A 24,863-nucleotide genomic window follows, 5' to 3' on the forward strand; every position below is an offset into this window, starting at 1 on the left:
GGATGAGCACCCGTGCAGCTGTCGCCGACGCGCGGCTCGTGGTCGTCAAGGTCGGGTCGTCGTCGTTGACCACGGCCGAGGGCGGTCTCGACCCGGCGCGGTTGGACGACCTCGTCGACGCGATCGCGGGGCGGCGCGCGGCGGGCAGCCAGGTCGTCCTGGTGTCCTCCGGTGCCATCGCGGCCGGGTTGGCGCCGCTGGGCATCGCCCGGCGGCCGCGTGACCTGGCGACCCAGCAGGCGGCGGCGAGCGTGGGGCAGATCGTGCTGGGTCACGCGTACGTGGCCTCCTTCGCCCGCCACTCCCTGCGCGTCGGCCAGGTGCTGCTGACCGCCGACGACGTCGTCCGCCGCTCCCACTACCGCAACGCCCAGCGGACCCTCACGCGCTTGCTGGCCCTCGGCGCGGTGCCCGTCGTCAACGAGAACGACACCGTGGCCACCGACGAGATCCGCTTCGGCGACAACGACCGCCTCGCGGCCCTGGTGGCCCACCTCATCGGCGCCGACGCCCTGGTCCTCCTGTCCGATGTGGACGCTCTCTACGACGGCGACCCGCGCCTGGGCCCGGCCCGGCGCATCACCGAGGTGGCAGGCGGGTCCGATGTGGAGGGTGTGCGCGCGGGCACGTCGGGCGCGTCCGGCCTGGGCACCGGCGGCATGGCCTCGAAACTCGCCGCCGCCCGCCTTGCCTCCGCCGCGGGCGTCCCAGTCCTGCTCGCCGCCGCGACGGACGCCGTGAACGCCCTCGGCCCCGCTGAGGTGGGCACCGCCTTCGCCACCGCGGGCCGCCGGCTGTCGTCCCGCCGCTTCTGGCTCGCCTACGCCGCGGACTCCACCGGCACCCTCACCCTCGACGACGGGGCCGTGGCCGCCGTCGTCCGCGACCGCCGCTCCCTCCTCGCCGCGGGCATCACCGCCACCACCGGCGACTTCGTGGCGGGAGACGTGGTCGAGCTGACCGACCAGTCAGGCAACGTCATTGCCCGCGGCATCACCAACTACGACGCCCCGGAACTCCCAGACCTGATCGGCCACCAATCCCACACCCTCCCCACCAGCCGCCGCCGAGAGGTCATCCACGCCGACGACCTGGTCCCGCTCGCGCACCACTGACCAGCCGTCACCGAACTCCCCGGCGCGGGCATCGCCCTGGTCCTGTCCGAACGCCGAGACCATCCAGGGAACTGGCTACGCGGTCGACCAGGCTGGTCGCCGATTTGGTGGCCATGGCCAACTCCAGCAAGGAAAGCGCCACCGGCGAGGCCTTCCGGCCACCATCACCAAACGGCCTCAACGCGGCCATCCCGGTTGCGTGCACCGGACACGCCGACCAGCGCGCACGACCCGCACACCTCGCAGCACCATCGCGTCCGCGACCCCGCTCGCCCGTGGAGTCTTGCTCTGGTCGCCGCCTGTGAACCGTGGGTCGCGGGGAACTCGGCGGGTAGTCGACTGAGCGCGCCGCCTGCCTGCTGAGCACCGCATGGCCCGCCTGCTATTCAGTTGTCGCGATCACGTTTTCTGCCGCCCTCGCAGACCGCCCGCTCAGGTCGTCGTGGCCAGGGCGAATGGCAGCACCTCCTTCGCTCCCGCGTCGCGGAGTCGGGCCGCGGCGACGGTCATGGTCCAGCCCGTGTCGACGCGGTCGTCGATCAGCAGTACCGGCCCCGTCGCCGATCGCACCTGCTCCGCCACCTCCTCCGGCACCGCCAGCGACTTCCACAGCCACGACAGCCGCTGCGCGCTGTTCGCCTGTGGTGCCGAAGAGCGTGACTCCACCGTGCCCAGCCACGGCAGTCGCCCGATCGTCGCGATCCGCTCACCGAAGCTGCTCACCAGCCGAGGTCGCGTGGTCGACCCCACCGTCACCACCCCGGACGGCCGCTCGCTCCACCCCCACGTCGCCAGCACCTGCACGCAGGCGTTCACGACCTCCTCCGGCACGACCTCGTCCGGACCCGCGAACACCTCCCGCAACCGATTACCCCACCCGATGTCAGTCAACCGACCCAGGGCCCGACCGGGTTCCGCCGCCCGGTCCGCCGAGATCCGCCCCGACAGCGGCACCCCGAGCGCGGCCATCCCGGTCGGCCACTGCTTCTTCGGCGTGATCTCCACCCCTGGCCGCCGCAGCCGCTCCTCGGCCGCCGCCACCCCGGCCTCGGACACCTCCGCGCTCCACCGCTCACCCGTGCAGTTGTCGCACCGGCCGCACGGCGCCGCGTGGGGGTCGTCCAGCTGCCGCAGCAGGAACTCCATGCGGCACCCGGTGGTCTCCTGGTACTCCAGGATCGCCTGCTGCTCGGCCTGACGGGCCTGCGCGATCCGCCCGTAGCGCGCGCCGTCGTACTCCCACGGCGCCCCGGTCGACTCCCACCCGCCGCGCACCCGCCGGACCGCGCCGTCCACGTCGAGCACCTTCAACACCATCTCCAACCTGCCCCGCGACAGGTCCACCAGCGGTTCCAACGCCTGCGTCGACAACGCCCGCCCCGCGTCCGCCAGCGCGGCCAAGACCTCCCGCACCGCCGGTTCGCGTGGGAACGCGAGGGAGGCGAAGTAGCTCCAGATGTCCTTGTCCTCGGTGCCCGGCAGCAACACCACATCCGCCCGGCGGACGCCGCGACCCGCGCGGCCGATCTGCTGGTAGTACGAGATGGGCGACTGCGGCGCGCCCACGTGCATGACGAAACCGAGGTCCGGCTTGTCGAATCCCATCCCGAGCGCGGAAGTCGCGACCAGCGCTTTCACCCGATTCGCGAGCAGGTCGTCCTCGGCGCGCAACCGGTCGGCCTGCTCGGTGCGCCCCGTGTACGCCGCGACCGCGTACCCGCGGTCGCGCAGGAACGACGCGAGTTCCTCGGCGGCGGCCACGGTCAGGGTATAGATAATCCCCGATCCGGTGAACTTGTCGAGATTCTCGGCGAGCCAGGCCAATCGCGCTTTGGCGGTCGGCAACCGCAGCACTCCCAGGCGCAGGCTTTCCCGGTCCAACGGCCCTCGCAGCACGAGTGCTTTCCCGGTCCCCAGGTCCAATTGCTGGGAGACGTCGTGGACGACGCGGTCATTCGCGGTCGCCGTGGTGGCCAGTACCGGCACGTCTTCCGGCAATTCCCCGAGCAGCGTGCGCAGGCGGCGGTAATCGGGCCGGAAATCGTGTCCCCAGTCCGAGATGCAGTGCGCCTCGTCGACCACCAGCATCCCGGCCGACGCCGTCAACTGGGGCAGCACCGCGTCGCGGAAATCGGGGTTGTTCAGCCGCTCCGGACTGACCAGCAACACGTCGACCTCGCCGTCGGCGACGGCGTCGTGCACCCGGGTCCAGTCCTCGGGGTTCGACGAGTTGATCGTCGCCGCGCGCACGCCCGCCCGAGCCGCGGCCTCCACCTGGTTGCGCATAAGCGCGAGCAATGGCGAGACGATCACCGTCGGTCCCTCGCCGCGCGCCCGCAGCAGCGCGGTCGCGACGAAGTAGACCGCCGATTTGCCCCATCCCGTGCGCTGCACCACGAGGGCACGGCTGCGCCCGGAGACCAGTGCCCGGATCGCGGTCCACTGGTCGTCGCGCAGCCGCGCCTCGGGGCCTGCCAGGGCCCGCAGACGTTCCTCTGCCGAGTTCCGCAATGCCAAATCGTCCACACGACATGGATACCGCGCGTGGACGACAGCCGTCGACCCGCCACCCGGTGCTGTGGATGGATCCGGCCCATGTGGATAAAACCTGCCTCGCGCGAACGCGCACCATCCGCGCGAGGCAGGACCCCGGTTGCGGATACCGGGGTTCCGACGGGGGAGCGGTGGCTCCCCTGCCGGAGTCCTAGAAGGTCACCAGGACCTGGTCGAGGTCCTTGCGCACCAACCGTGGCACGGTGGCGTCGTCGGCCGGGTAACCGACCGGGATCACCGCGAACGCCTTCTCGTTGCGGGGGCGCTCCAAGACCTCGGAGAGGAACTTCATCGGGCTCGGGGTGTGCGTGAGCGCAGCCAACCCGGATAGGTGCAGCGCGGTCAAGAGCATGCCGACGGCGATACCGACCGATTCGTCGACGTAGTAGTGCTTGTGCTGCTCACCGTTGTCGTCGAGGTAGAACCGCTGTTCGAACACGACGATCAGGTAGGGAGCGTCCGTCAGGTGCGGCTTGTTGTGGTCCGTCCCTAGCGGTCGCAACGCCGACAGCCACTCGTCGCCGAGTCGGCCAGCGTAGGAGATCTGCTCCTCGTTCTCGGCTTCCGCGCGGATGCGGGCTCGGATGTCCGGGTCCTTGACCAGCACGAACGTCCACGGCTGCTGGTGAGCGCCGGACGGGGCAGTGGCCGCTACCGCTATCGCATCGATCACGACCTGCTCGGGCACGGGGTCGGTCGAGAAGGCACGCACGGTGCGCCGCTGGTCCATCTTGGTGCGCAGCTCCGCTGCCGCCTGCAGCGACTCCTCGGCCGTCACCTTGGTGGGGCGGTACGGCACGGGGTCGTACGGCTGATCGTGGATCGGTATCCAAGCCATGTCCGGCAGTCTCCCGGTCGAAAAGCCGCTGGTGGTCATACCGATCCGGTCATAGGACCCGGCTAATGACCCGAACGGTCGTGTCCGGAAGTCGTTCACGCGAGATGTCTCCCACACAACCACGCGTGTCAACACCCCGTAGGCTCGCCCTATGGCGCGTCGGATAGGGATCATGGGCGGCACCTTCGACCCGGTGCACCATGGACACCTCGTAGCGGCCAGTGAGGTGCAGGCGCGCTTCGAACTCGACGAGGTCATCTTCGTGCCGACCGGCGTCCCGTGGCAGAAAGGTGGCCGGGAGGTAAGCGCGGCGGAAGACCGCTATCTGATGACCGTAGTGGCCACGGCGTCCAATCCCCGCTTTTCCGTCAGCCGGGCGGACATAGACCGCGAAGGCGTTACGTACACGGTCGACACTCTGCGTGACCTGGGTACCCGATATCCGGACGCCGATCTGTTCTTCATCACCGGCGCCGACGCCTTGGAACAGATCCTGTCCTGGCATCGCGCCGACGAACTGTTCACCCTCGCCCACTTCGTGGGTGTCACCCGGCCGGGATACGACCTCGCCGCCACCCACCTGCCGTCCGGCAGCGTGAGCCTGGTCGAGGTGCCCGCGCTGGCCATCTCCTCCACCGACTGCCGCGCGCGCGTGGCCGCGGGTCAGCCGGTCTGGTACCTGGTCCCCGACGGTGTCGTGCAGTACATCTCCAAGAGGCGCCTGTACGCCGCCGAGGATTAACCGGCGCGCGCATACCGGTACCCTCGAGTGGTTAGCCCTGGCGATACCAACGAGGAGTGACGTGGCAGCGACGGACGTGGCACGCAACCTGGCCCTGGTCGCGGCCGCCGCGGCCGCCGACAAGAAGGCGGGAGACGTGATCGTGCTGGACGTCTCCGACCAACTCGTCATCACCGACTGCTTCGTGATCGCCTCCGCGGCGAACGAGCGGCAGGTCGGCGCGATCGTGGAGAGCGTCGAGGACCGGATGCGCGAGGCGGGGACCAAGCCGGTGCGCCGCGAGGGCGCCCGCGAGGGCCGCTGGGTGCTGCTGGACTTCGTCGACGTGGTGGTGCACATCCAGCACGCCGAGGAGCGCTCGTTCTACGGCCTGGAGCGGCTGTGGAAGGACTGCCCGCGCATCGACTTCGTGGCGGACCATCCCGCCGACGAGGACGACGAGTGACCCTGCGCAGGCTGGTCCTGTGGCGCCACGGCGAGACCGACTACAACGCCAGTGGCCGGATGCAGGGGCACATCGACTCGAACCTGACCGAGGTCGGCTGGAACCAGGCCAGGTTCGCGGTGCCCGCGCTGGCCAGGTTCGCTGCGGACCTCATCGTGGCCTCCGACCTGCGCCGGGCCACCGACACGGCCACGGTGTTCAGCGAGGCCACCGGGGTGCCGCTGCGGTTCGACAAGCGTTTGCGCGAGACCAACCTGGGGTCCTGGCAGGGCAAGACCGGTGCCGAGATCGACGCCGAGTGGCCGGGGGGGCGCGCGGAGTGGCAGACCGACGCCACGTGGACACCGCCTGGCGGTGAGTCGCGCGTGGAGGTCGCGGCCCGGGCGACCGAGGTCGTCGCGGGCCTCGACGAGGGTGTGGACGGGACGGCCGTGCTGTGCGCGCACGGCGGCCTGATCACGGCGCTGACCGGCAGCCTCCTGGAGCTCCCGGTGGCCAACTGGTGGCAGCTCGGCGGCATCAGCAACTGCCACTGGACGGTGCTGGCGCGCCGGGAGACCAGCGGGCTCGCGTGGCGCCTGATCGCCTACAACGCGGGCATCACCGGCTAGCCGATGGCGCCGACCGTCCTGCTGTTCGGCGACTCGCTGAGCTTCCACGGCCCCGACGGTCCCCATCCCTCCGACGACCCCCGGATCTGGCCGAACCTCGCGATGTCCGCTGTCGGCGGGCAGGTCGAGTTGTTCGCCGGTTTCGGTTGGACCGCGCGCGACGCCTACTGGTCGCTGGTGGGCGACCCGCGCGTGTGGACTGTCGTGCCGCATGTGGACATCCTTGTGCTCGCGGTGGGCGGCATGGATACGCTTCCCTCGCCGCTGCCGACCTACCTGCGCCTTGGTATCCGCTATCTGCGGCCGGACGGTCTGCGTCGGCGCGTGCGCGAGGCGTACCTTGCCGCGCAACCGTGGTTGGCCCGTGTGACCCGTGGGCGTCCGGTGGCGCTGTCCGCGCCTCTTAGCGTGCGCTACCTCAACGACATAGTCGTGGCAATCCGCGCACTACGGCCGGATTTGCCCGTAGTGGTCATGTTGCCTTCGGTGCACCGTGCTGCCGCGTACGGCAATGTGCACACGGGGCGTGAGCGCGCGGTGGCGATGGTGAGTGCTTGGGCGGCGCGCAGCGGGGTGAACGTCTTCGACGTCGCCGAGGTGGTGCGCGCGCACGTGCTCGGTGGCCACGGCAACCCGGACGGCATGCACTGGGGGTGGGACGGGCACCGGCTGGTCGGGGCCGCCATGGCCGACCTGCTGGTCCAGCGCGGCCTTGTAGTAGACCCGGCGGCGGACAACTAGGCTTCTGCCACGTGCCGATCGCTGTGGTTACCGACTCGACCGCCTACCTGCCGGAGGGCGTCGCCGACCGGCATGCGATCCGCGTCATCCCGCTGCTGGTCCGCGTGGACGGCAGAGAAGGGCGCGACGGCATCGACATGGGGCCTGTCCAACTGGCCCAGGCGCTCCAGGAGCGGCGGATGGTGACCACCTCGCGGCCCAACCCCGCCGAGTTCGCCGCGGCGTACCAGCGGACCCTCGACGGGGGCGCCGACGGGATCCTGTCCGTCCACCTGTCCCGCGACCTGTCCGGCACCTGGGAGTCCGCGCGGCTCGCGGCCGAGGAGTGCGGGCCCGACCTGGTGCGCGTGGTCGATTCCCGGACCACCGGCATGGGACTGGGGTTCGCCGCGCTGCGCGCCGCCGCGGTGGCCGCCGCGGGTGCCGGGGGAGCGGAGGTCGAGGCCGCGGCGGTCCGGGCGGCGAGCACCACGACCAGCTTCTTCATGGTCGAGACCCTGGAGTACCTGCGCCGAGGTGGCCGGATCGGTGCCGCGGCGGCCCTGCTGGGCACCGCGCTGGCGATGAAACCGATCCTGCACGTCCGGGATGGGCAGATCGTGCCGCTGGAGAAGGTGCGCACCACCGGGCGGGCGCTGGGGCGGCTCGTCGACCTGGCCGTGGGCGAGGCGGCGGGTGGACCGGTGGATCTCGCCGTGCACCACCTCGGTGCGCCGGAACGGGCAGCGGAACTCGCGGAACGGCTCACCGAGCGGGTTCCGGGGACGCGCGAGTGCGTGATCGCCGAGTTGGGTGCGGCAATTGGCGCACATACCGGGCCTGGCGTTCTTGGCGTCGTAGTGGCGCCAAAAACGCCGTAAGGTGGACCGGATTTATCCACATAGGCCGAAGTTGTCCACAGGAATCCTGCTGCTTCCCCGGTTTCTTTGACCTGGCCCTAGCTTCGGTGTCATGGCAGAGAAAAACCGCACCGATCAGATGGACGCCGTCCTCGCCCGCCTCGCCGCCGTCGCGGGCAGGCCCTGGGACCGAACCGAGGAAGAGCCGCCCACGCCCACTCCTGGGCGGCGTGGGCGAAGGCGGCGGCAGTCCGACCCGCCGACAGCGGCGGACCACAGTGGACAAAACCGGCGCGCGCGGACGCCGATCACCCTGGTCCTGGGGATCATCGCCGCCGCCGTGGTGATCACCGGTGCCGTCGCCCTGTCGGACACGCCGACCAAGGAGGTGCCCCCGAACCTGGCCGCGGCGACCGTCGAGCAGCCGGTGCCCAGCGCGGTCCCGGTGACCGTCGACGTCGTGGGCAAGGTCCACGAGCCCGGCCTGCGCACGTTGCCGGAGGGCTCCCGGGTCGACGACGCCCTGCGGGCCAGCGGCGGAGCACTGCCCGGGACCGACCTCACGACACTGAACCTGGCCCGGAAACTCGTGGATGGGGAACAGCTCGCGGTCGGTGTCCCGGCACCGGTGGCGGAAGTCGTCGAAGCGAAGCCGGGCGGCGTCGTCAACCTCAACACCGCGTCCCTGCCCCTGCTCGACACCCTTCCCGGAGTCGGGTCGGTCACCGCCCAACGCATCCTCGACTGGCGGGCCGAACACGGCGGGTTCACCCGGGTGGAACAGCTGCGCGAGATCGAAGGCATCGGCGGGGCCAAGTTCGAGAAGCTTCGCCAACTGGTCACCGTCCGATGACTCGCGGAACCGCAACCTCGACACTCCCGCGTGGGTGTCCGCCCACGGGCTCGCTCGGCCATCCCGATGCCCGCGCGGCCGGGTCGGACTGGCGTGCTTCTCGAGTACGTCCTGCCCAGGCTGGGTATTTGGCCGGCGGCGGGTATCTCGGCGCTCGCCATGAGCGGTGGGGCTCGGATGATCGTCGGAGCGACTGCGGGCTTTCGTACCAGCGTTCGGATGATCGGCGGGACGCGGTCCGATGAGAGGCCGCCTGCCGGGGACGATTCGGCGGATCGCGCGACGGGCTCCGGGCTTTGGGGAGGCACGGCGCTGGGCCCGAGTGCGTTCGTCGGAGTCGGATGCCGAGGCGGTGAGGCCGGCGCACGACTACCGATTGCTGGGAGGCGCGGCCGTGGTGTTCACGGCAGCGCTGTCGGGATTGTTGGTGCACTGGATCGCGGCAGTCGTCGTCGGTGCCGTTGCGGTGCTTGCCGGGGTGTTGTTGGCGCGTCGTCGTGTGGAGCCGTTGCGGATCTCGGCCGGGTGGCCGCTGGTCGTGTGCGGGGTGTTGGCGGTGTGGCCGGTGGCCACGCGGATGGAGGCCGCTGCCAGCGACCCGCTGCGGGAGGCGGCCGCGGCCGGGGCGGAGGTCGAGTTGCGGTTGGAGGTGAGTGAACGACCGAGGCGGGTGCGGAGTACGGGGTTCGGTGCGACGCCGTCCGGGGTGCGGACTGTCGTTGTGGCGGCCAACTCCGGTGATAGCCGGGTGCTCGTACTGGCGCCGGTCGACCGGTGGGCGGATGTCCTTCCTGGACAGGAGGTCGTCGCCAAAGGCACGGTGGCGCCCGCGGAAACCGGCTCGCTGACCGTCGCGGTGCTGCGTGTTCGTGGACCGCCGCTGTGGGCCGGGGAGGCACCGGGATGGCAGCGGGCCGCGCGAGCGTTGCGGATCGGTCTGCGGGAGGCGTCCGGGGTGCTCGACGACGAGCAGGCGGGGTTGCTGCCCGCGCTGGTGGTCGGGGACACCGACGGGATGGTTTCCGCGGTCGAGGACGAGTTCAAGGCGAGCGGCATGACCCACCTGCTCGCGGTCAGCGGCGCGAACCTCGCGATCGTCTGCGTGGTGGTGCTGTACCTGCTGCGGCTGATGCAGGTGGGTCCACGCGGGTCGGCGGTCGGCGCCCTGGTGGCGTTGGTGGGATTCGTGGTGCTCGCCGGGCCGGAGCCGAGTGTGCTGCGTGCCGGCGTGATGGGTGCCGTTGGTCTCCTGGCGCTCGCGTTGGGGCGTGAGCGGTCCGCGATCCCCGCGTTGGCGGTGGCCGTGATCGGGCTCGTGGTCCACGACCCGGCGATGGCGGTCGACTTCGGGTTCGTGTTGTCCGTTCTGGCGACCGGTGCGCTGGTGCTGCTCGCACCGCGCTGGGTCGACGGGCTGGCGGCTCGACGGGTGCCGCGTGTCCTCGCCGAGGCGTTGGCGGTGCCCGCCGCCGCGCACCTCGCGACGGCACCGGTTGTCGCCGGGATGAGCGGTCAGGTGAGCCTCGTCGCGGTGGTGGCGAACCTGGTGGCGGCACCGGTGGTCGCGCCCGCGACAGTGCTCGGGTTGGTCGCCGCGTTGATCGCTCCCTTGGCGCCGTGGGCCGCCGAGTGGGTGGTGCGGCTGGCGGGGCCGGAGGTCGACTGGCTCGTCCTCGTGGGCGGCACGGCCGCCTCGGTGCCCGGTGCCGTGCTCGACTGGCCGGGCGGCTGGTGGGGTGGGCTGCTGCTGGCGGCGGTGCTCGCCGGTCTGGTGTTGGCCATCCGACTGAGCCGGGTCCGGGTCGTGGTCGCCTTGGTGTTGGCCGGTGTGCTGCTGGTCTTGGTGCCTGTTCGGGTGTTGGCGCCGAGGTGGCCGCCCGCCGGCTGGGCGGCCGTGGCCTGCGACGTCGGCCAAGGCGACGCGCTGGTTCTGTCCACTGCGGACAGTGGGCGGGTGGTGCTGGTCGACACCGGGCCCGATCCGGTGCCGGTGCGGGACTGCCTGGACCGGTTGGCCGTCGACCGGGTGGCGTTGGTGGTGCTGAGCCACCTGCACGCCGATCACGTGGGCGGGCTGGCGGGTGTGCTCGCGACCCGGGCCGTCGGCGCGGTCGCCGTCGGGCCGGGGAGGTCGCCGGGGTGGGCTTGGCGGCAGGTTCGTCAGGAGGTGGCGGAAGCCGGGGTTCCACTGCTCCGGTTGACGTCAGGGCAACGGATGGTGTGGCCCGGGCTGGTGCTGGACGTGCTGGCGCCGCCGGGCGGAGAGGAGGAAGGAGAGCGGGGCGCGGACGCGGCCCAGGACGGAACGGCGATCAACAACCGGTCCGTGGTCCTGCGGGCCACGACCCGGGCGGGTCGGCTGCTGCTGACCGGCGACGTGGAGCTGGCGGCACAGGCGGACCTGCTGGCGGCGGGCGTGGATCTGACCGCCGACGTGGTCAAGGTGCCGCACCACGGCTCGCGGTACACGTCGCCGAGGTTCTTGGGCGCGGTTCGGGCGACGGTGGCGTTGGTCAGTGTCGGAGCGGGCAACCGCTACGGCCACCCGAGCCCCCGGACCCTCGCCGCCGTCGGTCGGGGAACCCTGGTGGCCCGCACCGACCACGACGGTGACAGCGCCATCACCGCTGCCGACGGCAAGCCGGTCCTGGTCACCCGGGGAAGCCCGCGCGGGCCACCCCGCTGATGGCCGCTGTCGTTGCGCCCCAACACAAACGCCCCGACCGGGTGGTCGAGGCGTGGGGTGGGGCTGTCCGTGGTTGGGCGGGTGTGGAGCACCCGCCCAACCTGCGGAAGCAGTCCGGTTCCGGGCGCTCAGCCGCGGTTGAGGACCTCGCGGACGGCGGCGGCCGACGGGGGGATGGTGGCGCGGGGGCCGATGTGGTCCTGGACGGCGTCCAGGGTCTTGAGGCCGTCACCGGTGATGAGGAGGACGGTCTCGGCGTCGGGGTCGAGCTGGCCGGTCTCGATCAGCTTCTTGGCCGTGGCCACGGTGACGCCACCGGCGGTCTCGGCGAAGATGCCCTCGGTGCGGGCCAGCAGGCGGATGCCCTCGACGACCTCGGCGTCGGTGACGTCCTCGACCGCGCCGTTGGTGCGGCGGACCGAGTCGAGCACGTACGGGCCGTCGGCGGGGGCGCCGATCGCCAGGGAGCGGGCGATGGTGTCCGGCTTGACCGGGCGGATCACGTCCTCGCCCGACTTGAACGCCGCCGCGACCGGGGAGCAGCCGGTGGCCTGCGCGCCGAACACCCGGTACGGGGTCGGCTCGACCAGGCCGAGCTCGCCCAGCTCGCGGAAGGCCTTGTCGACCTTGGTGAGCTGGGAGCCGGAGGCGACCGGGACCACGACCTGGCCCGGCAGCCGCCAGCCCAGCTGCTCGGCGACCTCGTAGCCCAGCGTCTTGGAGCCCTCGGCGTAGTAGGGGCGGACGTTGACGTTGACGAACGCCCAGTCCTCGTGCTCGGCGGCCAGCTCGGTGGCCAGGCGGTTGACGTCGTCGTAGTTGCCGTCGACGGCGATCAGGGCGCCGTCGTAGACCGCGGTGGTGAGGATCTTCGCGCGCTCCAGCGACGACGGGATCAGCACGACCGACTCCCAGCCCGCGCGGGCGGCCGCGGCGGCCACGGCGTTGGCGAGGTTGCCGGTGGACGGGCAGGCCAGCACGGTGAAACCGAGCTGGCGGGCGGCGGCGAGCGCGACGGCGACGACGCGGTCCTTGAACGAGTGGGTGGGGTTGCCGGTGTCGTCCTTGACCCACAGCGACCGCACGCCCAGCGCGGCGGCCAGCCGGTCGGCCTTCACCAGCCGGGTCAGGCCCGGGTCGGTGTTGGGGTAGGAGTCGACGTCGGCGGGCACCGGGAGCAGGTTCCGGTACCGCCAGATCGACTTGGGGCCCGCTTCGATGTCCGCGCGAGTGATGGTGCCGAACTCGTAGGCGACCTCGAGCGGGCCGAAACACTCCGCGCAGGCGAACTCGGCGGCGAGCGGGATCCGGTGGCCGCACTCACGACAGGACAGGGCGCGCGCGGGGCCCAAGTCGAGGGGCGTGGTGGTCTGGACGTCGACAGACGATGTCATCGCGAGGCATCTCCTCATCTATCCCGCGTGGCGGGTCGGAATTAGCACCGTGGTCGTCCGCCTCCTCGCGATGAGGAAGTGACGCGTACGCCGGTTGCCGGGGCTTCTTCGGGCCGATTCCCTCTGCCCCTCTGGATGAGCGGTATTCAGTTGTCGCCGCGGCGCATGTGCGCTCCCGCAGACGTGACGGCAACGGTACGGCACGACCTGCCCGGTCGGCCACCCCCGGGGGTCCCGCGTGCCCCGGCGCCGGTGTCGGTCGGGCGTGGGAGGATCGCGGCCGTGAACTCGCCCGCAGTCACCCCACCCCCGCTGCAACTCGTGCTGGGCGAAGAGGAACTGCTCGTCGAGCGAGCGATCCGGACCGTGCTCGACACGGCCCGGTTGGCCGACCCGTCCGCCGACCTCACCCGGATGCGGGTGGCTGATCTCACAGCCCCCGAGCTGGCCGAGCTGGTGAGCCCGTCGCTGTTCGCCGAGGGGCGGGTGATCGTCCTCGACACCGCGCACGAGGCCACCCAGGACATCGCGGCGCTGGTGATCTCGTACACCAAGGCGCCCGCCGAGGGCATCGTGCTCGCGGTCGTGCACAACGGCGGCGGGCGCAAGGCGGGCAAGGACATCGTGGCCGCCATGAAGAAGGCGGGCGCGGTGGTCACCGAGTGCCCGAAGATCACCAAGGCGGCCGAGCGGGAAGCGTTCGTCCGCAACGAGATCCGGCACGCGGGCGGCAAGACCGACCCGGCCGCCGTCGCCGCGCTGATCGACTCGGTCGGCTCGGACCTGCGCGAGTTGGCCGCCGCCGCGGCGCAGCTGGTCGCGGACGCGGCCGGAGCGGTGACGGAAGAGGCGGTGCGCCGCTACCACCGCGGCCGAGCCGACGTGACCGGCTTCGCGGTGGCGGAGAAGGCCGTCACCGGCGACGTCGCGGGCGCCCTGGAGGCACTGCGCTGGGCCATGCAGCTCGGCGTCCCGCACGTCCTGGTCGCCGACGCCCTGGCCGACGCCGTCCGCACCGTCGCCCGCGTCTCGGGCGCGGGCCGCGCCGACCCGTTCCGCCTGGCGGGCGAACTGGGCATGCCCGCGTGGAAGGTGAAGAAGGCCCTGGCCCAGGCCCGCGGCTGGAAAGCGGCGGGCCTGGCCGACGCGATGATGGCGGTGGCCGAGGTGAACGCGGACGTCAAGGGCGCGGCGGTAGACGCGGACTACGCCCTGGAGCGCGCCGTCCTGCGCCTTGGCCGCGCTCACCGTCGCGACTGAGCGTCCCGAGACCTGGGCGGTGACCCCAGGTTGCCCAGCCGTGGTGGCGGTGGCCCTGGGGGTCGAGGGCGTGGTGATCGACGTGGAATACGCCCTGGAGCGCGCCGTTCTGCGCCTCGGTCGCGCCTACCGTCGCGACTGAGCGCCCGAAACCTGGTCGGTGACCCCAGGTTGCCCGGCCGTGGTGGCGGTGGCTGGGAGTCGAGGGCGCGGCGGTAGACGCGGACTACGCCCTGGAGCGCGCCGTCCTGCGCCTTGGCCGCGCTCACCGTCGCGACTGAGCGTCCCGAGACCTGGGCGGTGCCCCCTGGTTGCCCGGCCGTGGTGGCGGTGGTCGTGGGAGTCGAGGGCGTGGTGATCGATGTGGACTACGTGCTGGAAGGCGCGGTCCTGCGCCTTGGCCGCGCTCGCCGTCGCGACTGAGCGTCCCGAGACCTGGGTGCCAGGTTGCCGGAGAAGCATCCGGCAACGGTGGGCGGGGGAGGCAGGGGCATAGGTGCCGCTGTGTGTTGCGTGCTGGAGCACGCCGTCCGGTGCCTCGGCCGCGCCCACCGCTGCGACTGACCACGCCTCGCGCGGGTTTGGGCGAGGGGTTCTTCTGTTTGGCCGCGCTGGTGTCAGGAAACGCGCCGGACGCAGTTGGGTTGGTGCGAGCGGCAAGCGTGCTTCGACCTGGGAGCGTCGGGTGCGGCGCGAATCAGGTCAGGTGGGCGGTGCGGCTGGCGAGGATCTCGTCGCGGCGGGTCAGGCGGTGGTGCCTGCGGATCTCGGCTTCGCGGTTGCGGCGCTCGTCCTCCGGCGTCTCCGCGGTGACGCCCGGTACCGCTCGCGGTTGGCCGTCCTCGTCGACCGCCACGAAGACCAGGTAGGCCGTGGCCACCCTGGTCGGGGGCACGCCCGCCCGGTCCCACGGCTCGGCCAGCACCCGGACCCCGACCTCCATCGAGGACCGGCCCGCCCAGTTCACCTGGGCGTGCGCGTGCACCAGGTCACCGACGCGCACCGGGTGCAGGAAGGTCATGCCGTCCATGGCCGCGGTCACCGCCGGGCCGCCGGAGTGGCGCTGGGCGACCGCGCCCGCGACGTCGTCGACCAGCTTCATGATGACTCCGCCGTGGACGGTGCCGAGGAGGTTGGTGTCCACAGCGGTCATGATGTGCGACAGCGAGGTTCGCGCCGCCGAGGTGGGCTTGGGGTGCAGCACCGGTTCCATGTCCGCAGTCTGGCCCAGAGACGACAGCGGCGCCGCCCTCGACGAGGGCGGCGCCGCTGTGAAACCCGACTCAGGCGGGCTTGAGCAGGACTCAGGCGAGCTTGTTCGCCCGCTGCGCCATGGCCGACTTCTTGTTGGCGGCCTGGTTCGGGTGGATGACACCCTTGCCCGCGGCCTTGTCCAGCTTGCGGCTGGCGTCGGCCAGCAGCTCCTGGGCCTTGGCCTTGTCGCCCGCCTCGGCGGCTTCGCGGAACTTGCGGATCGCGGTCTTCACCGAGGACTTGACGGACTTGTTGCGCAGCCGCGCCTTCTCGTTCGTCTTGATCCGCTTCAACTGGGACTTGATGTTCGCCATGCGTGTCTCCTCGGAGCCGTACCGGATGTCCGCGCCGCGACCTGGGGGTTCACACCTCCCGTGGCCCTGCCGAGCAGGTCTCCTCCATGGCGGAGTGCCGCACGGCGCGACGGACCAGGCTAACACCTCTATTCCTCGGACGAGTCCTCGGGACCTTCCTTGCGGGGCCTGCCCCGCCGGGTCGGGCCGCCCGCGCCGTCGGGCAGCCTGCCCGCCTCGGCCAGCGCCCGGCGCAGCATGAACTCGATCTGCGCGTTGGTGCTGCGGAGTTCGTCGTTCGCCCACCGCGCGACCGCGTCGTGGATGACGGGGTCGAGCCGCAGGAGGACCTTCTTGCGCTCGACCATCAGTGGTAGAGCGACCCGGTGTTGACGACGGGCTGGGCCTCGCGGTCGCTGCACAGCACCACCAGCAGGTTGCTCACCATCGCCGCCTTGCGCTCCTCGTCCAGTTCGACCACCTCGTGCTCGGCGAGCCGGTCCAGCGCCGCCTCGACCATGCCGACCGCGCCGTCCACGATCCGCTGCCGGGCCGCCACCACCGCGCCCGCCTGCTGCCTGCGCAGCATGGCCCCCGCGATCTCCGGCGCGTACGCCAGGTGCGTGATCCGCGACTCGATGACGCCGACCCCCGCCGCCTCGACCCGGGCCGCGATCTCCGCCGACAGCCGCTGGGTGATCTCGTCGGCGTTGTCCCGCAGGGAGAGCGTGCCCTCCGCGTCGTGGGCGTCGTACGGGTAGGTCGTGGCGATGTGCCGCACCGCCGTCTCGGTCTGGATGGCGACGAACGCGATGAAGTCGTCCACCTCGAACACCGCGCGGGCGGTGTCCTGGACCTGCCACACCACCACCGCGGCGATCTCGATCGGGTTGCCGTCGGCGTCGTTGACCTTCATCACGGCGGTCTCGTGGTTGCGGATCCGGGTCGACACCTTCCGCCGCGTGGTGAACGGGTTGACCCAGCGCAGGCCGTCGAGCCGCACGGTGCCCACGTAGCGGCCGAGGAACTGCACGACCTGGGCCTCGCCGGGGGAGACCATGGTCAGCCCGCCCATGGTGATCGCGGCGGCGAGGAACACCAGGCCGCCGAACACGATCGCGGTGACGGCCAGGCCGTGGCCGATCGACAGTTCGTCGGCCAGCCCCGCGATACCCACACCGACCAGGCCCAGCGCCGCGAGGGCGAGGGCCAGGGCGGCGACGGCGATGGGGATGCCCGCGGCGCCGAAGGCGGGCTTCTCGCGGACGTGCGGTGGGGGCAGCAGGGGGTGTTCGAAACTGGCGGGCGTGGTGCTCATGGCGACCTCCGGGCTAGCTCGCTTCTAGCAAAGTGATATCACTTTTTCGCCGAGTTCGCCACTACCGCTGAGCCGGGTAGGACACGGCGGTAGCTTGATCGCCGTGCACGGGGTGATCGCGTGGTGCGGCTTCTTCGGTGCCTGGCTGCTCTTCGCCGGGCCCGTCTACCAGGCCGCGTTGGAGCTGCACGAGCAGGACATCGAGGAAGAGCAGCTCGCTGCGGCCCGGGAGGGCGTGCGGATCAGGCCCATCTCACCGTGGTGGTGGCTGCTGCCGCCGGTGCGTTACTGGCTGGGCAGGCGGCGGGCCAGGGAGTACCGCGAGGCCATGCTCCGGGCGCTGGCCGACGAGCACCTGAACTCGCTGGTCAGGTTCCTGGACAAGGCCAACGGCTGGCTGCTCGTCGCGCTCGGAGGTCTCCTCATCGCCGCCAAGGAGACCGGGGAGCTGGTGGAGTACCACCACTGGCCGACGGTGCTGTTCTGGGTGCTGCTGGTCGTGATGGCCGCGCTCTGCGCCCTCTACACCGTGGCGCGCATGCGGCGCAGCCACGACATCCTGACGACGCGGGATCAGCGCCAGCCGTAGCGGTCCCGCAGCGCGTCGGCGACCAGGACGAAGCGGTCCTCCTCCAGCACCGACCCCTCGCGCCGGATGTCGTGCTCACCCAGCTCGAAGAGCCGGTCCATGCGCAGGTAGGACACCCGGCCGTCGCGGTCCCACCGGCCGGAGCCCAGCTCCAGCCAGTCGTCGCGGGCGTGCTCGTGCGGCTGCCTGCTGGAGAGCATCAACGCGCGCAGCGTCGGCCCACTACGTCCCACTACGAGCAGCGGTCGGTCCTTACCGCGCTCCGGGTCGTCCTCATACGGCACCCAAGCCCAGACGATCTCCCCCGGGTCCGCGTCGCCGTCGAGGTCCGGGGCGTAGACCACGTGCTCGGGACGGTCGCTGGTCGGCACCTGCCATACCGCGCCGCGGGCGGGCTTGGGGTCGTCAGACGAGTTGTGCACGAAGTGGGAGGGTAGTCGCGGTCGGCGCTGCTCGAAGGTAGGACAGTGGGGTGGAGTTCCTGAGCAGCCGAGTCATCATCCACCCGAGTGACCGCGAGCGTTCCCTGGTGTTCTACCGGGACAAGCTGGGTCTGGCGGTCTTCCGGGAGTTCCCCGGCGGGACGGTGTTCTTCCTGGGTGGCGGCTACCTGGAGCTGTCCGGCCGGGGTGCGGGCGGCGCCGGGCCCGACGTCGCGCTCTGGTTGCAGGTGCGCGACCTCGCCGCCACCGCCGCCGAACTCGTCGACCGCGGTGTCGCCCTGGACCGCGAGCCCCGGCTGGAGCCGTGGGGGCTGCGGGAGGCGTGGCTGTCGGACCCCGACGGCGTGCGGATCGCGCTGGTCGAGGTGCCCGCGGCGCACCCCATGCGGCTCGACTCGCGGCCACCCGCCTAGTCCATCGCGTCCAGGTGCTGCTCGAGCCGGTCCAGCCGGTCCGACCAGAGCGCCCGGTAGGGCGTGAGCCAGGTGTCGATCTCCGCCAGCGGTTCGGCGCGCAGCTCGTACCAGCGCCGCTGCGCGTCCCGGCGCACGCGCACCAGCCCGGCCTCGCGCAGCACCTTCAGGTGCTTGGACGTCCCCGGCTGGGTGAGACCCAGTTCGGCCACCAGCTCGCCCACCGATCGTGGCTGCTCACGCAGCAGGTCGAGGATCCGCCGCCGGGTCGGCTCGGCCAGCACGGTGAAGGTGGTCGCCACGCGTCGAACATTACCGACGGGGCATATACAAGGGCAATCCCGACACCCGAACCGCCCCGACACCGGGTGGCCATGGGACGATGGGGTTACCCCTGACCATGCGAGGACCCTCAGTGAGCACGTTCGCGGACACGACCTTCACGGCGCCGGAGCAGATCCGGAACTTCTGCATCATCGCGCACATCGACCACGGCAAGTCCACCCTGGCCGACCGGATGCTGCAGATCACCGGTGTGGTCGACGCGCGGGCGATGCGCGCGCAGTACCTCGACCGGATGGACATCGAGCGCGAGCGCGGCATCACCATCAAGGCGCAGAACGTGCGCCTGCCGTGGGAGCTCGACGGCGCCAAGCACGTCCTGCACATGATCGACACCCCGGGGCACGTCGACTTCACCTACGAGGTCTCCCGCGCGCTCGACGCCTGCGAGGGCGCCATCCTGCTGGTCGACGCGGCCCAGGGCATCGAGGCGCAGACGCTGGCCAACCTGTACATGGCGCTGGACCGCGACCTGCACATCATCCCGGTGCTCAACAAGATCGACCTGCCCGCCGCGGACCCGGACAAGTACGCCGCGGAGATCGCGCACATCATCGGCTGTGAGGCCGACGACGTGCTGCGGGTGTCCGCGAAGACCGGCCACGGCGTGCGCGAGCTGCTCGACGAGGTCGTCCGCCAGGTGCCCGCGCCGGTCGGCGTGGCCGACGCGCCAGCCCGCGCGATGATCTTCGACTCGGTCTACGACACCTACCGCGGCGTGGTCACCTACATCCGCGTGGTGGACGGCAAGATCACCCCGCGCGAGCGGATCCGGATGATGTCCACCGGCGCCACCCACGAGTTGCTCGAGGTCGGCATCATCTCCCCGGAGCCCAAGGCCAGCGCGGGCCTCGGCGTCGGCGAGGTGGGCTACCTCATCACCGGAGTGAAGGACGTCCGCCAGTCCAAGGTGGGCGACACCGTCACCTCCGAGCGCAAGGGCGCCACCGAGGCGCTCGCGGGCTTCCGCGAACCGCGCCCGATGGTCTACTCCGGCCTCTACCCGGTCGACGGCTCCGACTACCCCGACCTGCGCGAGGCGCTGGACAAGCTCCAGCTCAACGACGCGGCGCTGGACTACGAGCCGGAGACCTCCGCCGCCCTGGGCTTCGGGTTCCGCTGCGGCTTCCTCGGCCTGCTGCACCTGGAGATCACCCGCGACCGGCTGGAGCGCGAGTTCGGCCTCGACCTGATCTCCACCGCGCCGAACGTGGTCTACCGGGTCGTGCTCGACGACGGCCGCGAGCTGACCGTGACCAACCCGTCGGACTGGCCCGTTGGCAAGATCTCCGAGGTCTACGAGCCGGTCACCAAGTGCACGATCATCGCCCCGAGCGACTACATCGGCGCGATCATGGAGCTGTGCCAGAGCAAGCGCGGGCAGCTCGGCGGCATGGACTACCTGTCCGAGGACCGCGTGGAGCTGCGCTACACGATGCCCCTCGGCGAGATCATCTTCGACTTCTTCGACGCGCTGAAGTCCCGCACCCGCGGCTACGCCTCGCTGGACTACGAGGAGTCGGGCGAGCAGAGCTCCGAGCTGGTCAAGGTCGACATCCTGCTGCAGGGCGAGGCCGTGGACGCGTTCAGCGCGATCGTGCACAAGGACTCCGCGTACGGCTACGGCACGCGGATGGCCACGAAGCTGCGCGAGCTGATCCCGCGGCAGCAGTTCGAGGTGCCGATCCAGGCCGCCATCGGGTCCCGGGTGATCGCCCGCGAGACCATCCGCGCGATCCGCAAGGACGTGCTCGCCAAGTGCTACGGCGGTGACATCAGCCGCAAGCGCAAGCTGCTGGAGAAGCAGAAGGAAGGCAAGAAGCGGATGAAGATGGTCGGCCGCGTCGAGGTGCCGCAGGAGGCGTTCGTGGCCGCGCTGTCCACCGACGAGTCGCCGGACAAGGCCAAGGGCAAGAAGTAGGTCCGGTCCGGCGGTTCGCCGCTACGGGAGCCGGTAGTCCAGCGACCAGGTGTGGTCGTCGCCGGTCTTGGTGATCTCCAAGGTGCCGGTGAGGCCCACCAGGTCGCCGGTGCCGGTGTTGGGCACGACGACGATGTCCAGCGAGCCCTCGTCGCCGTTAGCGGTCGCGTGGTGCTGGAGCACGAAGCTGCCCTTGCGGCCGTGCAGCGTGCCGTGGACGCGCTCGAACGCCACGTAGGCGGCGGTGCCGGTGGCGGGCACGACGGCGCTGGTCATGTGCACCTCGCTGGTGCCGACCAGGTCGCCGTCGAACACCTTGCGGATCACCGTGTGCCCCAGCTCGACACCTTCGTGCTGGTCGTACGGGGTTTCCGGCTCCCACTGGTCCACGATGAACGTTCCCTGAGCCCGCTCGCCCACGCTGTGCCTCCCGATGGCAACACTCGAATACCCGCCTGTGGACAACTTCCGACGAATGTCGTCCCGATGCGCGATTCTGTCCTCGACGGCACCGGAGCGGAAGAGGAGGAACCCGTGAACGACGACCCGTTGACCCGGTTGCGGGAGCTGTGCATGGCCATGCCCGAGGCCACCGAGCGGATCAGCCACGGCGCGCCGACGTGGTTCGTCCGCGACAAGAAGGTCTTCGTGATGTTCCAGGACAACCACCACGGCGACAACCGCACCGGGTTCTGGTGCGCGGCACCGCCGGGGGCGCAGGAGGAGCTGGTGGGGGAGGACCCGGAGCGGTTCTACCGACCGCCGTACGTCGGACACCGGGGGTGGTTAGGCGTGCGGCTCGACGTGTCGCCGGACTGGGCGGAGATCGCGGAGATCGTCGACCAGTCCTACCGACTCGTCGCCGCGAAGCGCCTCATCGCCGAACTCGACGCGCGGACGGGTGGGTGAGTCATCGGTCGAAGGCCTCGCGAGTCGCTCGCGGATCCGACGGATCGAGGTCAGGCGCGCCGTCGAGTTTCAGCAGGAGGTGACGGCCAGGGCCGTGGACCGGCCGGTTCACATCGGGGCGCGCGTCCTGTGTAGCCGGTTGCCACGAGATCGAGGTGGTCGCTGCTTCGGGAGTGGGTCGTGGCCGGAGGTGGCATGGCCGAGGTCATGGGACCTGCCAGGCGCGCGCCGGTGGATTCTGCGATGGCGATGGCTCGGCGACTGGGACGGTCGGTGCCGCGTTCATGGGCATGGGACCGACCGGGCGCGTCGATGGGGCTCTGCCTGGGCGAAGGCAGAGGCGCGTGACGAGGCCGGGTAGTGCCGGCAGCGTGTCCGGGGATGGTCTGTGACGGTCTGGTGTGAGTCTCGTCGTTTGCCCCACCGAGGGCGCCGTGTGCGGTCGGCGTTGAGTTCGCGGTGGTGACGGCGGACGGTCGGGTGCGGGTTCGGCGTGGTGCGTCGCCTGGTGTGGTTCGACGTGCTCCGCGCTGAGTGGGGTGGTTGGACCTTGAGGAATTCGGATATGGAGGGAGGAATCGGGCCGAGGGATCACGGTTCGGGCTTGGCGGGCGACTGGTGGGGTGAGCCGGGTCGGTCGCGGGGTGAGTTGGTGGCGCGGGTGTGCAACCGGTGGTGCGGGTCAGGCGTCCGAGGTGGCGTGTGGATCCGGGGTGGCCAGGCTCGCGAGGTAGGCGAGGGCGTGCGCGTACTTGGCGCGCAGGCGTTCGCGGGTGGGCTCGTCCAGTGTGGCCAGCCGGGCGGGGGAGGAGTTGTCGGCGATGTCGGCGTGCTTGACCCGCAGGGCCATCGGGTTCGCGGCGACGCGGGTCAGGTAGTCCTGTTGGGACTCGTCGGGGTGCTTGCTGATGGCCTCGACGGCGAGGACCACCTCCGGCGGGCACCCGGCGGCGGTGAGGTCGTCGGCGGTCACCGCGGTGTCCTCGATGACGTCGTGCAGCACCGCCGTCATCCGGTCGTGGTCGCCGTCCAGGGTGGACATGACCCGGAGCGGGTGTTCGATGTAGGGCCGCCCGGCCTTGTCGAGCTGGCCCTCGTGGGCGTCTCGGGCTATGCGAACCGCGTCCTCAAGGGTGAACATGCGGGGAATGTAACCGGTGGTCGACGGAGCGCACGTCGATCACGTCGTTGTGGTGGACATGGAGCGCGCGGTGCGCGTGTGCGGAGGAGTGGGTGATGGACGAACCTTGGGGACTGTCCGGCCCGGAGTTCTTGGGTGCCTACTGGGTGGCGGTCGCCGCCGCGTTCGCCCTCACCGTCCTCGTGGCGGTGGTGTCGCGCATGCGCGGTGGGCAGGCGGCGGGCGACCACGGCCGGCTGGACAACTACGAGCTGGCCATGCTCGCGGGCGGCCCGACCCGGGTCGAGGACACCGCGTTCGCGGGGCTGGTCTCGCGCGGCGCGGTCCGGGTCAGCCGGTCCGGTGTGGCCACTCCCACCCGCGCGGGCACCCCGGCCGACCCGGTGCAGGACCACGTCCTGCGCAAGCTCGGCTCCTCGCACCGGGTCACCTCGCGCGGCACGCTGGGCATCCGGGGCAGTGAGCTGGGCGACCGCATCGCGGCGGGGCTGGTCGAGCGCGGCTACCTGACCTCGGGGCGCAAGGGCGGCTTCCGGCGGGTGCACCTGCTCTTCCTGGTGATCTTCATCGTCGGGGTCGTCCGGCTGGTGAACGGCATCTCGCTGGAGCGCCCGGTGGGCAACCTGGCGCTGTCGTTACCCGCGACCCTCGTGGTCTGGCTCATCGCCCGCCTGTTCCTGGGCAGCGCCCGCCAGCGCGCCACCCGCTACGGCACGGCCGCGCTCCGCCGGGCCCGCGGTGAGGTGCCCCGGGGCGTGATGGGGGTCGGCGCGCTGGCGCCGGTCGCCCTGTACGGCCTGGTCGCCTACCCGGACGAGGACCTGGGCGCGATCTTCACCCAGCACGTCCCGCAGTCGAGCACGTCCTCCAGCGGCGACTCCGGCAGCAGCAGTTGCAGCAGTGGGAGCAGTTGCAGCAGCGGCAGCAGCTGTGGCGGTGGCAGCAGCTGCGGTGGCGGCGGTGGGTGCGGCGGCTGATCGCGCTTGGCCGATTCCCGGTGGTCCAAGCCGTTGGTCCTTGATCCAGTCCGGTGTCGGGTGGGGTGTCGCGGCGGTACGGTTTGGGCGTGCTGACTGACACCGCGGTTCCGATTGTTGTCGCGCCGATGGCGGGCGGGATCAGCTCACCCGCCTTGGTGGCCGGGGCGGTGGACGCGGGCGCGTTCGCCTTCCTGCCCGCGGGCTACCTGAGCGCGGACGCGCTCCGCGGGCAGATCGAGCAGACGCGGGGATTGGTCGGCAAACCGTTCGGGGTCAACATCTTCGTGCCGAACTCGAAGTCCTCTGCGGACACAGCGGGGTATCGACAATCCCTGTCCGGCGAGGAGGAGCGGTACGGCGTCGCGGCGGGCGAGGCCGGGTGGGATGACGACGACTACGCGGCCAAGATCGACGCCGTGGTCGACCTCCGCGTGCCGGTCGTGTCCTTCACCTTCGGCCTGCCCGGGGTCGAGGACGTCCGGCGGCTCAAGGAGAACGGGACGCAGGTGGTCGTCACCGTCACCACCCCGGCGGAGGCCGAGGCCGCGGCGGAGCGGGGCGCCGACGTCCTGTGCGTCCAAGGCGCGGCCGCCGGTGGACACCGCGGGGTCTTCGAGGACAACTCCGCCCTTCCCGGCGGCGGGCCCCTCTACGACCTGCTGCCCGCCCTCCGGCTGATCGGCGCGCGAACAGGCCTGCCGCTCGTCGCCGCCGGTGGACTGTCGCACGGTGGTGACGTGGCGGCGGTGCTGGCGGCGGGGGCGGTCGCGGCCCAGCTGGGCACGGCCTTCTTGCGGTGTACGGAAGCGGGCACCTCCGCCGTGCACCGGGACCTGATCGCCGACGGCACCCGCGAGACCACCCTGACCAGATCCTTCACCGGCCGCCCCGCGCGAGGACTGGTCAACCGCTTCATCGCCGAACACGCCGACGCCCCCAGCGCCTACCCGGACCTGCACCACGTCACCAAACCCCTGCGCGCCGCCGCCCTCCGCGCGGGCGACCCGGAAGCCATGTCGTTGTGGATGGGCCAGGCCTACTCCCGCGCCGAGGAAGCCCCCGTCGCGGCGGTACTCCACATGCTCATGGCCCAGGCCCGCACCGCCGCCGCTGCCCTGACGGGTCGCTTGGGCATCTAGCGCTCGCCTCGTCTCGGACATCGCCTCCCGCGCCAAAGCCGCCT

At 71.3% G+C, this 24,863-nt stretch carries 27 protein-coding genes and 1 riboswitch; of the genes, 16 read left to right on the forward strand and 11 right to left on the reverse strand.

Features of this window, described 5'->3' with window-relative positions; translation table 11 throughout:
* The first annotated feature begins 2 nt into the window (after window positions 1-2).
* Window positions 3-1,115 carry a glutamate 5-kinase gene (gene proB, locus V5P93_RS07245; protein WP_104478594.1) on the forward strand — a complete coding sequence of 371 codons (1,113 nt, stop codon included), beginning with the start codon at window positions 3-5 and terminating at the stop codon, window positions 1,113-1,115.
* A gap of 432 nt (window positions 1,116-1,547) precedes the next feature.
* Here proB and V5P93_RS07250 read toward each other — a convergent pair whose 3' ends face one another.
* Together V5P93_RS07250 and V5P93_RS07255 are read right to left on the reverse strand one after the other, a co-directional pair.
* Window positions 1,548-3,641: an ATP-dependent DNA helicase RecQ gene (locus tag V5P93_RS07250; protein WP_104478595.1), complete on the reverse strand. Its 2,094-nt coding sequence runs from the start codon at window positions 3,639-3,641 to the stop codon at window positions 1,548-1,550.
* A 178-nt stretch (window positions 3,642-3,819) separates the two neighbouring features.
* A complete protein-coding gene (locus V5P93_RS07255) occupies window positions 3,820-4,506 on the reverse strand; it encodes a nitroreductase family protein (protein ID WP_104478768.1) in 687 nt (228 codons plus the stop codon).
* Between the two features lie 151 nt (window positions 4,507-4,657).
* Between V5P93_RS07255 and nadD the strand changes: the two genes are divergently transcribed.
* The 7 genes from nadD (at window position 4,658) to V5P93_RS07290 (ending at window position 11,423) form a co-directional block, all read left to right on the forward strand.
* On the forward strand, window positions 4,658-5,248 hold the full coding sequence (gene nadD, locus V5P93_RS07260; protein ID WP_104478596.1) for a nicotinate-nucleotide adenylyltransferase: 591 nt from the start codon (window positions 4,658-4,660) through the stop codon (window positions 5,246-5,248).
* 61 nt (window positions 5,249-5,309) lie between these two features.
* On the forward strand, window positions 5,310-5,693 hold the full coding sequence (gene rsfS / locus V5P93_RS07265) for a ribosome silencing factor (protein WP_104478597.1): 384 nt from the start codon (window positions 5,310-5,312) through the stop codon (window positions 5,691-5,693).
* On the forward strand, window positions 5,690-6,304 hold the full coding sequence (locus tag V5P93_RS07270) for a histidine phosphatase family protein (RefSeq protein ID WP_104478598.1): 615 nt from the start codon (window positions 5,690-5,692) through the stop codon (window positions 6,302-6,304). The genes rsfS and V5P93_RS07270 overlap by 4 nt, the downstream gene beginning before the upstream one ends.
* 3 nt (window positions 6,305-6,307) lie before the next feature.
* Window positions 6,308-7,045 (forward strand): diglucosylglycerate octanoyltransferase, encoded by a 738-nt coding sequence (gene octT, locus V5P93_RS07275; protein WP_104478599.1) that lies wholly within the window; start codon window positions 6,308-6,310, stop codon window positions 7,043-7,045.
* Window positions 7,046-7,056: 11 nt separating this feature from the next.
* Window positions 7,057-7,905, forward strand: coding sequence for a DegV family protein (locus V5P93_RS07280; RefSeq protein WP_104478600.1), 849 nt, complete (start codon window positions 7,057-7,059; stop codon window positions 7,903-7,905).
* A 91-nt stretch (window positions 7,906-7,996) separates the two neighbouring features.
* A complete protein-coding gene (locus V5P93_RS07285; protein ID WP_104478601.1) occupies window positions 7,997-8,737 on the forward strand; it encodes a ComEA family DNA-binding protein in 741 nt (246 codons plus the stop codon).
* A gap of 322 nt (window positions 8,738-9,059) precedes the next feature.
* Window positions 9,060-11,423: a ComEC/Rec2 family competence protein gene (locus V5P93_RS07290; protein ID WP_374065557.1), complete on the forward strand. Its 2,364-nt coding sequence runs from the start codon at window positions 9,060-9,062 to the stop codon at window positions 11,421-11,423.
* 128 nt (window positions 11,424-11,551) lie between these two features.
* On the opposite strand, the gene thrC is transcribed toward V5P93_RS07290, so the two are convergent.
* Window positions 11,552-12,817, reverse strand: a complete 1,266-nt coding sequence (gene thrC / locus V5P93_RS07295; protein WP_104478603.1) for a threonine synthase — start codon at window positions 12,815-12,817, stop codon at window positions 11,552-11,554.
* 11 nt (window positions 12,818-12,828) lie between these two features.
* A riboswitch (SAM riboswitch) is annotated at window positions 12,829-12,959 on the reverse strand.
* 140 nt (window positions 12,960-13,099) lie between these two features.
* Here thrC and holA point away from each other — a divergent pair.
* Together holA and V5P93_RS07305 are read left to right on the forward strand one after the other, a co-directional pair.
* Entirely contained in the window at window positions 13,100-14,077 is a 978-nt protein-coding gene (gene holA, locus V5P93_RS07300) for a DNA polymerase III subunit delta (RefSeq protein WP_104478604.1), read from the forward strand.
* A 300-nt stretch (window positions 14,078-14,377) separates the two neighbouring features.
* Complete coding sequence (locus V5P93_RS07305) at window positions 14,378-14,500, forward strand: hypothetical protein (protein WP_374065560.1); 123 nt, start codon at window positions 14,378-14,380, stop codon at window positions 14,498-14,500.
* 274 nt (window positions 14,501-14,774) lie between these two features.
* Here V5P93_RS07305 and V5P93_RS07310 read toward each other — a convergent pair whose 3' ends face one another.
* From V5P93_RS07310 to V5P93_RS07325, 4 genes are all read right to left on the reverse strand, one after another.
* Entirely contained in the window at window positions 14,775-15,290 is a 516-nt protein-coding gene (locus tag V5P93_RS07310; protein ID WP_104478605.1) for an acyl-CoA thioesterase, read from the reverse strand.
* Between the two features lie 91 nt (window positions 15,291-15,381).
* Window positions 15,382-15,645 (reverse strand): 30S ribosomal protein S20, encoded by a 264-nt coding sequence (gene rpsT / locus V5P93_RS07315; protein ID WP_104478606.1) that lies wholly within the window; start codon window positions 15,643-15,645, stop codon window positions 15,382-15,384.
* 128 nt (window positions 15,646-15,773) lie between these two features.
* A complete protein-coding gene (locus V5P93_RS07320) occupies window positions 15,774-15,992 on the reverse strand; it encodes a hypothetical protein (protein WP_104478607.1) in 219 nt (72 codons plus the stop codon).
* Entirely contained in the window at window positions 15,992-16,942 is a 951-nt protein-coding gene (locus tag V5P93_RS07325) for an SPFH domain-containing protein (RefSeq protein ID WP_104478608.1), read from the reverse strand. Before V5P93_RS07325 ends, V5P93_RS07320 begins: the two co-directional genes overlap by 1 nt.
* 103 nt (window positions 16,943-17,045) lie before the next feature.
* Here V5P93_RS07325 and V5P93_RS07330 point away from each other — a divergent pair, with 103 nt between their 5' ends.
* Entirely contained in the window at window positions 17,046-17,531 is a 486-nt protein-coding gene (locus tag V5P93_RS07330) for a hypothetical protein (RefSeq protein ID WP_146107983.1), read from the forward strand.
* Here V5P93_RS07330 and V5P93_RS07335 read toward each other — a convergent pair.
* On the reverse strand, window positions 17,516-17,953 hold the full coding sequence (locus V5P93_RS07335) for a type II toxin-antitoxin system PemK/MazF family toxin (RefSeq protein ID WP_104478610.1): 438 nt from the start codon (window positions 17,951-17,953) through the stop codon (window positions 17,516-17,518). The genes V5P93_RS07330 and V5P93_RS07335 overlap by 16 nt on opposite strands.
* 50 nt (window positions 17,954-18,003) lie before the next feature.
* Here V5P93_RS07335 and V5P93_RS07340 point away from each other — a divergent pair, with 50 nt between their 5' ends.
* On the forward strand, window positions 18,004-18,387 hold the full coding sequence (locus V5P93_RS07340; protein ID WP_104478611.1) for a VOC family protein: 384 nt from the start codon (window positions 18,004-18,006) through the stop codon (window positions 18,385-18,387).
* On the opposite strand, the gene V5P93_RS07345 is transcribed toward V5P93_RS07340, so the two are convergent.
* Window positions 18,384-18,689 carry a helix-turn-helix transcriptional regulator gene (locus V5P93_RS07345; RefSeq protein WP_104478612.1) on the reverse strand — a complete coding sequence of 102 codons (306 nt, stop codon included), beginning with the start codon at window positions 18,687-18,689 and terminating at the stop codon, window positions 18,384-18,386. The genes V5P93_RS07340 and V5P93_RS07345 overlap by 4 nt on opposite strands.
* A gap of 113 nt (window positions 18,690-18,802) precedes the next feature.
* Between V5P93_RS07345 and lepA the strand changes: the two genes are divergently transcribed.
* Complete coding sequence (lepA, locus tag V5P93_RS07350) at window positions 18,803-20,650, forward strand: translation elongation factor 4 (protein ID WP_104478613.1); 1,848 nt, start codon at window positions 18,803-18,805, stop codon at window positions 20,648-20,650.
* Between the two features lie 21 nt (window positions 20,651-20,671).
* Here lepA and V5P93_RS07355 read toward each other — a convergent pair whose 3' ends face one another.
* On the reverse strand, window positions 20,672-21,070 hold the full coding sequence (locus V5P93_RS07355; RefSeq protein ID WP_104478614.1) for a DUF3224 domain-containing protein: 399 nt from the start codon (window positions 21,068-21,070) through the stop codon (window positions 20,672-20,674).
* A gap of 66 nt (window positions 21,071-21,136) precedes the next feature.
* Between V5P93_RS07355 and V5P93_RS07360 the strand changes: the two genes are divergently transcribed.
* On the forward strand, window positions 21,137-21,559 hold the full coding sequence (locus tag V5P93_RS07360) for an MmcQ/YjbR family DNA-binding protein (protein WP_104478615.1): 423 nt from the start codon (window positions 21,137-21,139) through the stop codon (window positions 21,557-21,559).
* A 682-nt stretch (window positions 21,560-22,241) separates the two neighbouring features.
* On the opposite strand, the gene V5P93_RS07365 is transcribed toward V5P93_RS07360, so the two are convergent.
* Window positions 22,242-22,700, reverse strand: a complete 459-nt coding sequence (locus tag V5P93_RS07365) for an HD domain-containing protein (RefSeq protein WP_104478616.1) — start codon at window positions 22,698-22,700, stop codon at window positions 22,242-22,244.
* 95 nt (window positions 22,701-22,795) lie between these two features.
* On the opposite strand from V5P93_RS07365, the gene V5P93_RS07370 reads away from it, so the two are divergent.
* Both V5P93_RS07370 and V5P93_RS07375 read left to right on the forward strand, forming a co-directional pair.
* On the forward strand, window positions 22,796-23,677 hold the full coding sequence (locus V5P93_RS07370; RefSeq protein ID WP_104478617.1) for a TIGR04222 domain-containing membrane protein: 882 nt from the start codon (window positions 22,796-22,798) through the stop codon (window positions 23,675-23,677).
* A gap of 89 nt (window positions 23,678-23,766) precedes the next feature.
* Window positions 23,767-24,819, forward strand: a complete 1,053-nt coding sequence (locus V5P93_RS07375; protein ID WP_281261652.1) for a nitronate monooxygenase — start codon at window positions 23,767-23,769, stop codon at window positions 24,817-24,819.
* Window positions 24,820-24,863 lie beyond the last annotated feature (44 nt).

This window comes from Actinokineospora auranticolor (assembly GCF_041897805.1).
GTDB classification, from domain to species: domain Bacteria; phylum Actinomycetota; class Actinomycetes; order Mycobacteriales; family Pseudonocardiaceae; genus Actinokineospora; species Actinokineospora auranticolor.